11 protein-coding genes and 1 pseudogene are annotated in these 9,526 nt (G+C 72.7%); 8 read left to right on the plus strand and 4 right to left on the minus strand.

What is annotated here, in order from left to right:
- Positions 1-22: 22 nt before the first annotated feature.
- Together IF89_RS0112365 and IF89_RS0112370 are read left to right on the plus strand one after the other, a co-directional pair.
- A complete protein-coding gene (locus IF89_RS0112365) occupies positions 23-1,234 on the plus strand; it encodes a 4-hydroxybenzoate 3-monooxygenase (protein WP_234327736.1) in 1,212 nt (403 codons plus the stop codon).
- A gap of 131 nt (positions 1,235-1,365) precedes the next feature.
- Positions 1,366-3,270 carry a methyltransferase gene (locus IF89_RS0112370; protein WP_234327737.1) on the plus strand — a complete coding sequence of 635 codons (1,905 nt, stop codon included), beginning with the start codon at positions 1,366-1,368 and terminating at the stop codon, positions 3,268-3,270.
- Positions 3,271-3,505: 235 nt separating this feature from the next.
- Here IF89_RS0112370 and IF89_RS46985 read toward each other — a convergent pair whose 3' ends face one another.
- The 3 genes from IF89_RS46985 to IF89_RS0112385 all read right to left on the minus strand — a co-directional run bounded on the left by IF89_RS46985 (position 3,506) and on the right by IF89_RS0112385 (position 5,359).
- The gene (locus IF89_RS46985) at positions 3,506-4,156 is read right to left on the minus strand and encodes a hypothetical protein (RefSeq protein ID WP_030765520.1); all 651 of its coding nucleotides are present in this window, start codon (positions 4,154-4,156) and stop codon (positions 3,506-3,508) included.
- Positions 4,157-4,177: 21 nt separating this feature from the next.
- Positions 4,178-4,531 carry a hypothetical protein gene (locus IF89_RS0112380; RefSeq protein WP_199820495.1) on the minus strand — a complete coding sequence of 118 codons (354 nt, stop codon included), beginning with the start codon at positions 4,529-4,531 and terminating at the stop codon, positions 4,178-4,180.
- A gap of 258 nt (positions 4,532-4,789) precedes the next feature.
- Complete coding sequence (locus tag IF89_RS0112385; protein WP_030765526.1) at positions 4,790-5,359, minus strand: TetR/AcrR family transcriptional regulator; 570 nt, start codon at positions 5,357-5,359, stop codon at positions 4,790-4,792.
- 92 nt (positions 5,360-5,451) lie between these two features.
- On the opposite strand from IF89_RS0112385, the gene IF89_RS0112390 reads away from it, so the two are divergent.
- The 3 genes from IF89_RS0112390 to IF89_RS45945 all read left to right on the plus strand — a co-directional run bounded on the left by IF89_RS0112390 (position 5,452) and on the right by IF89_RS45945 (position 6,597).
- Complete coding sequence (locus tag IF89_RS0112390) at positions 5,452-5,607, plus strand: hypothetical protein (protein WP_158717857.1); 156 nt, start codon at positions 5,452-5,454, stop codon at positions 5,605-5,607.
- Positions 5,604-6,149, plus strand: a complete 546-nt coding sequence (locus IF89_RS0112395) for a hypothetical protein (RefSeq protein ID WP_234327738.1) — start codon at positions 5,604-5,606, stop codon at positions 6,147-6,149. The genes IF89_RS0112390 and IF89_RS0112395 overlap by 4 nt, the downstream gene beginning before the upstream one ends.
- A gap of 259 nt (positions 6,150-6,408) precedes the next feature.
- Entirely contained in the window at positions 6,409-6,597 is a 189-nt protein-coding gene (locus IF89_RS45945) for a hypothetical protein (RefSeq protein ID WP_158717858.1), read from the plus strand.
- A gap of 274 nt (positions 6,598-6,871) precedes the next feature.
- Here IF89_RS45945 and IF89_RS0112400 read toward each other — a convergent pair whose 3' ends face one another.
- The gene (locus IF89_RS0112400; RefSeq protein ID WP_078628252.1) at positions 6,872-7,606 is read right to left on the minus strand and encodes an NADPH-dependent F420 reductase; all 735 of its coding nucleotides are present in this window, start codon (positions 7,604-7,606) and stop codon (positions 6,872-6,874) included.
- 32 nt (positions 7,607-7,638) lie between these two features.
- Here IF89_RS0112400 and IF89_RS0112405 point away from each other — a divergent pair, with 32 nt between their 5' ends.
- From IF89_RS0112405 to IF89_RS40760, 3 genes and pseudogenes are all read left to right on the plus strand, one after another.
- Entirely contained in the window at positions 7,639-8,061 is a 423-nt protein-coding gene (locus IF89_RS0112405; protein WP_051807015.1) for a winged helix-turn-helix transcriptional regulator, read from the plus strand.
- 295 nt (positions 8,062-8,356) lie between these two features.
- A complete protein-coding gene (locus tag IF89_RS45950; RefSeq protein ID WP_158717859.1) occupies positions 8,357-8,524 on the plus strand; it encodes a hypothetical protein in 168 nt (55 codons plus the stop codon).
- 169 nt (positions 8,525-8,693) lie between these two features.
- Positions 8,694-9,526 (plus strand): annotated as a pseudogene (locus IF89_RS40760) (hypothetical protein); the annotation flags it as partial.

Below are 9,526 nucleotides of genomic sequence, written 5' to 3' on the forward strand. Positions count from 1 at the left end.
CCGGTGCCTAAGATCCACCACTGTGACAGAGAGTCAATACGCCGCGGTCGCACAGGACTCGGCCGATGTGGTCATCATCGGGGCCGGTCCGGCCGGCCTGGTGCTGGGCAACCTCTTACTCCGCCGCGGGATCGACTGCGTCGTCCTGGAGCGCACGGGCCGTGACGCCGGGGGGAAGCGGGCACGGGCCGGTTTCCTCGCCGCCCACACGGTGCGGATCCTGGCCCGCAACGGCCTGGACGGGGGACTGCGCCGCCGCGGGCGCGAACACAGCGTGTGCGAGTTCCGCACCGAGGACGGCCGCTTCCGCCTGGACTACCGCCGCCTCGGCCGGAGTGAACCCCACACCGTCTACCCCCAGCACGAACTCGTGGCCGACCTGCAGGAGCAGTTCCTCGTAGCCGGCGGCCGCCTGCACTTCGACACCGAGGCGCTCGCCGTGACCGACGCCGACGGCCCGGCTCCCTCGGTGACCGCACGGGAGGCCGACGGCCGCCCCCGCCGGTGGCGGGCCCGCTACGTCGCCGCCTGCGACGGCCGCCACGGAGCCGGACGGCGCTCGATCCCGCCCGGCACGGTCCGCCGCCACCACCGCGACCACGGTGTGACCTGGCTCGGCCTGCTCGCCGAGGCCCCGCCGAGCATGGACGCCGTGGGCTACGCACTCCACCCGAACGGATTCGCCGGGCACATGGCCCGATCCGCCGAGATCACCCGCTACTACCTCCAGTGCGCCCGCGGGACCCGCGCCGACGCCTGGACCGAGGAACGGATCTGGGACGAACTGGCCCTGCGCATGCGCGCGGCCGACTACGGACCCCTGCGGCGCGGACCCCTCCTGCAGCGCACCGTCGTCGACCTGGAGTCCGACGTGCTCGAACCACTGCGCCACGGCTCGCTCTTCCTCGTCGGCGACGCCGCCGGACTGATCAGCCCGTCCGCCGCCAAGGGCGCCAACCTCGCGGTGCTGGAGGCCGAGGTCCTGGCCCACGCCCTCACCGACGCGCTGGCCCACGGCGACCCCGAGCCGCTCGACCGCTACTCGGAGCGCTGCCTCGTCCACATCTGGCGCGCGCAGGAGTTCTCGCACTGGATGGTCCGGCTGCTGCACGACGCCTCGGACACCGAGGGCACCTCGCTCTTCCAGGAGCGTCTGCGCCACTCCCGGCTCGCCTCGCTGCGTACCTCCTCCACCCAGCAGGACTGGTTCGCCGAGAACTACGTCGGCATCTGACCGCCGCCGCCGGCTCCCCTCCTCTCCTGCGCCCTTCCCGGGGCCCGGCCCGCGGCTGCCCACGCCCCGCGCCGGGCCCGGCCCGCGGCTGCCCGCGCCCCGGGCTCCCTCCTCCCCCCACGGACACGGACATGCACCTCGAACAGGCCTTCCCCCTGCCCGCGACCACGACCATGACCGCGACCGCCGGCAGAACCACGCCCACGCCCACGACTGCCCGTACGGCCGCGTTCACGCCCACGACGACGGCGAACGCCGTCGACGACGCGGGGCGGCTGAGCGCGACGGCCGCGTTCGTGCGCGAGCAGGACACCGCCGACCTGCTCTCGCGTGTCCTGCCCGGCCTCCGCGGGCCCGAACTGCGGGCGCTGACCGACCGGTGCCGGTTCGCCCACGCCGCCCTCCTCGTGTTCCCGCCCGACGAGGCGGCGCTGCGCGCCGAGCTGGCGTCGTGCGGACTGCCCTCCGACACCCCGGCGCAGCCGAGCGTCGTCGTCCGCGAACGCCTCGCCGCCCGCCACGGCCACGACCTGGAAGATCTTGACGTAAGGATTCTCCGCCCCGCGGTCCGCGGCCGCGCCGGCGAGCACCGGGCGGTAGAGGTGTTCACGCTGACCGTGCCGCCCGCTTCCGCGCTGTCCCCGATCGCCGCCGACGAACGCCGCCGGGAGCACGAGGCGCACCTCGCCTTCGACGTCGTACGGCCCGACCCCCTGGTGCTGCGCGGACTGCTGGCCAGCTTCGAGCGCCGGGGCGCGACCGCCGACGGCGGCGGCTACAACCTGCACGAAGACGGCACCGTCTTCTACTTCACCGCCCCGGCCGACACGAAGACGGCGTATCGGCGCGTGGAGCTGTACGCGGGCGGCGACCATCGCGACGTCCTGGCCGAACACCTCGCGCACCGCCCGTCCGCAGCGAGCCCCCCACGGGAGCCGGCCGTACCGCGGAACGGCGTAGCACAGGAGGGCGGACCCCGCGCGGGCGCAGCGCTGGAAGCGGCGCCGCAGGCGGGCGGGGCACCGGCGGCGGAAACGCTCCTGCGGCTGCTGACCGGTGCCTGGACCACCCAGGCCCTGGCGGCCTGCGCGCAACTGCGGCTGCCGGAGGCCATGTACCGGCACATCGGCGTCGGCGTCGGGGAACTGGCCCGGGCCGTCGGCGCCCACCCGGAGAGCCTGGCGACCCTGCTGCGCTACCTCGCCATGCTGGGCGTGGTCGGCAACGGCCCGGACGGCTACCGTCTGACCGGCGTCGGCGCGCTCCTGGACTCGGGGGCGCCCGCCTCGATGCGGCCCCTGGCGCTCATGTACGGCGGCCCCTTCTACCAGTCCTTCGCCCACCTGGCGCACAGCGTCCGCACCGGACGGCCCGCCTTCGACCACCTCTACGGCGAGAACCACTTCGACCACTTCGCCCGCGACCCCGAACTCGCCTCCCTCTTCGACCAGTCCATGGTGTCGAGCGCTCCCCTCTTCGAGCACCTGCCCGAGCACCCCGTCCTCACCGCCGCCGCCCGCGCCCCCGGCCGTCCCCGCACCGTCGTCGACATCGCAGGCGGCACGGGAGAGCTCCTCGGCCGCATCCTGACCGCCCACCCCGCACTGCGCGGCGTCCTCCTCGAACGCCCGCACGTGCTCACGGCGGCACGCGCCCGGCTGGCCGCCACACCCGTCGGCGGACGCTGCGCCTTCCGGGCGGGCGACTTCGCGGACGTGCCGGCGGGCGGCGACGTCTACGTCCTGTCCCGCGTCCTGCACGACTGGGACGACGACCGCTGCCGGAGCATCCTGCGCCACTGCGCGGGCGCCATGCCCGGGCACGCCGACCTCCTGATCGTCGAACGCCTCCTGCCGTCGGACGGCAGCCCGTCGCTCGCCACCGCGTGGGACCTCCACATGATGTGCAACACCGGTGGCCGAGAACGCACCGCCGACCACTACGCCCGGCTGCTCGGCGACTGCGGCCTCGCCCTCGTCGGCCACAGCCCGCTCGCCCTCGGCGCCCACACCCTGCACGCCCGCCGCCCGGCCTGACCCGGCGTCCGTCACGCCGCCGGGCACGTGGTGGACGGCCGCCCGGCCGGCACGGGCCTCGACTGTGCCCCGTCCCCCCGTAGGGCGATCCACCGAGAGCGGTGCGGGAAGGCCGTGCGGGGGCGCTGAGGCGCCCCCGCACGGGATGTGCTCGCCGGTGGCGGGTCGGGCGTGTGGCGTCAGGCCGAGCGGCGTCGGCGGGCGGTGGCGTACAGGGCTGCGCCGAGTGTCAGGGTCACGGCGGCGAGTCCGCCCGCGGCGAGTGCGGTGGAGCCGGTGTCGGCCAGGTTGCCGCCGGTGCTGCCGTTCGGGCCGGGGGCGTTGCCGGTGGTCGGGGAGGTGCTCGCGGAGGCGGAGGCCGAGGGGGTGGCCGAGGCGGACGGGCTCGGGGAGGCCGAGGCGGACGTCGACGGGCCGGGCTGCGTCCCGGGCGGCCGGCGACGAAGCTGATGCCCGACGGCAGCACGAACTCGGTTTCCACCGCGTTGTCGTCGGCGGCCGTGGTGGCGGCCGAACCGGTGCCCTTGATCTGCCACCCCGGGTCGAGCAGCACCTGGCCGCCGGCCGGGCCGCTGCCGGTCGCCCCGTGCACGGTGAAGTCGGGCTGGTTCGCGGGGTTCTCGACCGACACCTCGCGGCCCCAGAAAGGCCACTCCTTGAACGGCTCGGACGGTGCGACCTTGAGGGCGGCAGCGGTTCCCTCGACCCCGCCCTGCTGCGGCTTGTAGGCCGGCTTGCCGCCCGGGTTCCAGGAGACGTAGAAGCTGTCCCGCCACAGCTGCGGGGTCGCGGTGAGGTTCAGGCCCGTGTCGAGCCGGTGGTAGGTGCCGGGCTCGAAGGTGCTGGTGAAGCTGCAGAACAGGTACTCGTCGCGGTAGTCCCGCACGGGATCGACCTTGAAGTGTCCTCAGTTCGCGGGCAGTTCCTGAGGGTTCAGTTCCAGGCCCGGCGGCAGGTGGCCGCCCAGCTCCGCCCCCTGGACGGGCTTGTCGCCGGTGACTTTGAAGCCCAGACGCAGGCTCTGCTTCTGGCCGTTCTCGACGGTGGTGTCGAGGAGTTCCTCGGAGGTGACGAGACCGCCGGACGGGTCCGGCTGGTTGGCCGGGGTCCGGCTCGGGTCCTGGTTGCCGGCCGCGGTGGCCGGCGGCACCGGGGCCGGTGCGGGCGCTGCCTGGGCGGTGGTCGCGGCGCCCCACACCACCGTGCCGGCGGCCAGGGCCGCTCCGATCCGTCGCGCTGCTGGACTGTGCGTGCGGTTCAACCGCATCAAGATGGTCCCCCTCGTGTCATACGGGTCAGGTGTTCGGCACGCCCGACTCCCGGACGACCGACAGGGGGCCCGATCGGTTGCCCGGAAGGATCAAGAAATCGGCGGGCGGGATCTCGACCACCGGTCCGGAGCAGGGGCGTTGGCGCGCAGTGGGAGCCGGCGGCTCGGCCGGGGGCGGGAGGGCCGCGGCCGGAGTGCGGGCAGCGGCGGGTCGGCCGGCACGGCATGGACCCCCCTGCCTGGGGGTGGTCAGGGGCGTGGGTGCAGGGCTCCGAGGGTGACGGCGACGAGTCGGTCGACTGCGGCCTGGGAGGGGAGGGTGGAGGCGGCGGTGAGAGCGTGCAGGCAGTAGGCGGCGAGTTCGGCGGGCGGTACGTCGTCACGGAGGTCCGCGGCCCGGGCGCCATCGGCGATGAGAGCTGCCAGCAGGCCGGTCAGGTGCTGCTCGGCGTGGCTGACGTGCTCGCTCCGGTGGAGGAGGGCGGCCAGTTCTCCGCGGTGGCGCTGCCGGGCGAGGCCGGCGTAGGCGGTCGCGACGGCCGTCAGGCGCTGGACGGCGGTGCCGGGGCGGTGTGCGGCTTCGGCCAGCTGATGGAGGTGGGCGGTGACCTGCCGTTCGTGCCAGGCGCCGAGGACGGCTTCGGCGTCGGGGAAGTACTTGTAGAGGGTGGCCCGCCCGATGCCGGCGCCCTCGGCGAGCTGGGACATCGTCACCGCCCGCAGGCCGCCGTTCTCGATCAGCGCGGCGGCCGCATCGAGGACGGCATCCCGCACGGCCTGGCGGTGCGCGTCGATGGTTTCGTTCCACAGCTTCGGCACCCGCCCAGGATACGGACGTCCACGGAGGGATACACTCCGCATGGATGGAGACAGTGTGTCTCGAAAAAGACCGGATTCAGTTGGAGGGCGTCATGTCTGGTTCGCCGAGTCCTTCGGGCGCCCACGACGAGGAGGAGCATCGGGCGCCGCGCTGGGTGAAGGTCTCTGCGGGTGTCGCCGTGCTCCTGGTCGTGGTGTTCGTGGCCGTGCACCTGGCCGGCGGCGGCATGGTGGGGCACGCGCCGTGACGGTGTTCGGCCCGCGGCTGCGCAACGCGACGCTGACCGCGCACGTCACCGCCTCGCTGGGCTGGTTCGGCTCCGTGGCGGCCTTCCTCGCCCTGGCCCTGGCGGGATGGTTCAGCGCCGAGCCGCAGACGGTGCGGGCGGCGTATCTGGCCATGGATGTGGTGGGGTGGTTCGTGATCGTGCCGTTGAGCATCGCCACCCTCGTGACGGGCGTGGTGCAGTCGCTGGGCACGGTGTGGGGGCTGATGCGTCACTACTGGGTGATCGCCAAGCTGCTGATCACCGTGATCGCCACCGCCCTTCTGCTCGTGCACATGCAACCCGTCGGACACCTCGCCGAGGCTGCGACGCGGGCCGCCCTGGCGGACGGGGAGCTGGAGGGTATGCGGATCCAGCTGGTGGCCGATGCCGCGGCCGCGATCGTGGTCCTGCTGACGGCGGCCGGACTGTCGGTGTTCAAGCCCCGCGGCCTGACCCGCTACGGGATCCGGCGCCGCCGGCGCGAGCAGAGCCTCAGCGCGCAGCAGAAGGCCGCGGCCTGAAGCCGAGCACCAGCACGGGCCGACAGGCCGGGGCGGGGGACACCCTCCCTCCCCGCACCCCGTACGTGGATGAACGGTGAACCATCCGGGAAGTTCCCTCCGACAAGAGGCATACCGCCGCCTGGTCAGAAGGTGACGAGAAGTCGCAGGCCGAGAGCAACCGCCGCACTTCTGCACCCCCGCGCGGACGGCAACCAGCTCCGCCCGCACATCCGTCCCCGGCCGCTCCGCTGCGGCAGCGAGAGCTCTGGCGACCGCCGTGTACAGCTCTGCCCGCGCCCGTCGCACCATCTCCAGGGAGCACCGTCGTCTCGGCGGCATCCGCGATCGCGCCGACCAGTCGCGCCACCTCGGCCGGCCCCGACACCGACCGGTGAACGTGCACGCCGAGCATCCCGGCTTCGTCGCCCGCCCCAAGGGCAGCGGCGGCCGCTGGTACCGCTGGTAGTCCCGCACCGGCTGCACGGCCGTGGCCTGTGCACCCGCACGCAGCGGGTGCCACAGGCCACGGCCGTGTTCGGTCTTTGCCCCAGCTCCCACCTTGAGCCGCCCCTCAGCGAGGCCACCCCAGTACGACCACCTCTTGGAGCATCACCAGGCGCAGCAGTGCGGGCCGTCGCCGGTGGGGCGACGACACCATGGGCGGAGCTTGCGCTCCACCCGTTACGGCCCACATCCTGCTCTGCTCCAGCACACGCAGCCGGTATGCGGAAGACCCGTGTTCAGTCGTCAACGCCTCCCGGGGCCAGGGCGGGGGCCGGGAAAGCGAAGCGGGCCTCGGCGCCCGACCACCAGACGCCGATGGCGAAGACGGCAGTGGCTTCCAGCAGGGCAGCTCGATCGAGCCCGCCGCATGGCAGCGGCGAGCAGGCCATGGAGGCGATGAGTTCCGCCACTCGCGTGGCCGCCCCCGGGTGGTCGGTGCAGAACGGCACCGCCAATGGGGCCCCTTCGAAGACCGGGCGGTCCATGGTCCAGACGCTCTCGTGGCAGACCCCGAACGCCTTCACCACATGAGCGCCGGGGGCGGCGTCCGCGATGAGGCGGGCCACGGAGGTGGCGCCGACGGTGGTCAGAGCCGGTCCCTCCGCGCCCGGCGCCATCGGAACAGTGCAGTCGATCACCGTCCGCCCGGCGAGCACAGGGGCGAGTTCCTTGGCCAACTGCGGTGCGGCGAAAGCCGGTACGGCTGTCAGTACCACCTCCCCGTGGGCTGCGGCCTCGACGAGGGTCCCGTAGCCGCAGGCGCCGGTGAGCACGGCTGTGCGGGAAGCCGCCTCGGTGTCTCGGCCTCCCACCCGAACGTCGTGGCCGGCGCGTACCCAGGCGGCGCCGAGGGCGATGGCCATGGCCCCTGTACCAAGTATGCCGATGCGCATGTGCTTGCTCCTGTCGTCCGTGTCGCGAGATGCGGGGTGTGCGACGGAAGAGACGCTAGGCGCGCCGATGCACACCATGTGGTGTGCATCGGGCAGGGCAGGATGGTCGTATGAGCGACGCGGTGGTAGAGGCAGACCAATACGGTCTGGGCGAGGACCTGGGCGGCGGCGAGTACGCCGCGGACTGCCGGGCGAGGGTGGCTTTCGATGTCCTGTCGAACTGCTGGGACAGCGTGATCGTGTACACCCTCGGCGAGAGCGGACCGCTGAGACCGCGTGCGCTGATCAATCGCATCGGGGGGATCAGTCCCAAGGTTCTCAACGAAGCTTTGCGTCGCCTGGAGTACAACGGCCTGGTGGTACGCCAGGCGTACGCCGAGGCCCCACCACGCGTCGACTACTCCCTCACCGTGGCCGGCACAGCGTTGCTGGATCCGATCCGTGCGATGGGGGCCTGGGCGGGACGCTACAGCGAAGCCGTCCTGGCGGCCCAGGCCCGCTTCGCACCCGAGGAGGACCCGGACAGGAACTGAGGGGTCATCCGCCACTGCGACATCGGGCTGTGCTCGGCCGGCAAAGGAGACAGGGCGGCACGGGCTGTCCGGCCGGTGAGCGCCCCGACGTGCAGCCCCACAGGCGCTGTTGAGGCGTCGTGGGCCCAAACCGTCCTGGACCGGTTCCGTCCATCTGGAAGCTCTTCTCCAGGACCTGAGCAGGGGGAATTGTAGGACCCGCCGCCGGGGAGACCCGGTCCGGCCACTGGATGCGGCATCGCCGCGGGATGCGATCCGGCTCGTACCGCCTGCTCAGGAAGAGGAACCCTCCATCATGCTCACCCGTACGGTCGCTACCACCGCGGTCGCCTTCCTCACTCGCGGCAGCCCCGTCCAAGCCATCGGCGCCACCGTCACGACGGGCTCCGAGACGGCCGTTGCCAAGGCGCCGGCCACGGAGGCCGCTTCGGCCGCGGGAATCCACAACATGACGTGGCATTAGCCGCATCCCGCCCGCCGCGGGCGGCACCCCACACACCCCCTGGGTTGCCCCGCACTGCCAGGTGACCTGACTTTCCCGCAGAGGCTACGCCCGGCGACGTGACACGCCCGTCGCCCCGGCCCTTGCCTCCCCGCCTGCTCTTCCTCTCTTCGCCACCAGGAGTATTGCCATGCCCATGCCCATGCCCGCCGCCTCCTGCCGCCGCCGCGCCCTCGCCCTGTCGGTCGCCGTCGCCGCCGGTGTCACCCTCGCCCTCCCGGCTGCCTCGGCCCACGCGGCGCCGTCGCCCGCACCGCTCGTGGCCGCCGCACCGTCGTCGGCCCAGGGCTACGACACCCCGTTCACGCCCACGGTGTCCAATCCCACGACGGCCACCTCGGCGGAACTCGCCGCTGCAGCAGCACCGGCCGCGAAGTCGACGAGCACCTTCTCTGCGGCATCGGCCACGTCGGCGGCGGACTTCCAGCCGGGTGACCCGATCACCCGTGACGAAGTGCTGCGCCGTGCCCAGAGCTGGATCGACCAGGGTGTGATGTACAGCCAGACCTCGTACCACACGGACAGCAACGGCAAGTACCGGCAGGACTGTTCCGGGTTCATATCGATGGCGTGGGGGCTGCCGTCGAGCTCGGCCAACAACTACGGGGAGACCACCTGGACCCTTCCCAACTTCGCCGATCAGCTCGGTGGTTACGACGACCTGAAGCCGGGTGACATGCTCGACAACATCGACAGCCACGTCGTGCTGTTCAAGGGCTGGAAGGACGCATCGCGGACGACCGCGATCATCCAGGAGGAGGCCAGGCCCGGTCTTCCCGCCCGGGAGGAGAGCAGCTTTTACACCCGGAGCTACATGTCAGCGAACGGGTTCAAGCCCTACCGCTACAAGAACATCATCGACGCGCCGGCTGCGGTGTTCACGCAGACGGCCGCTGCGGACTTCAACGGTGACGGTGAGGCCGACATCATCGCCCGTGACGCCTCCGCGACCCTGAAGATGTG

The sequence above is a fragment of the Streptomyces sp. NRRL F-2664 genome, from assembly GCF_000719345.1.
Classification (GTDB): Bacteria; Actinomycetota; Actinomycetes; order Streptomycetales; family Streptomycetaceae; genus Streptomyces.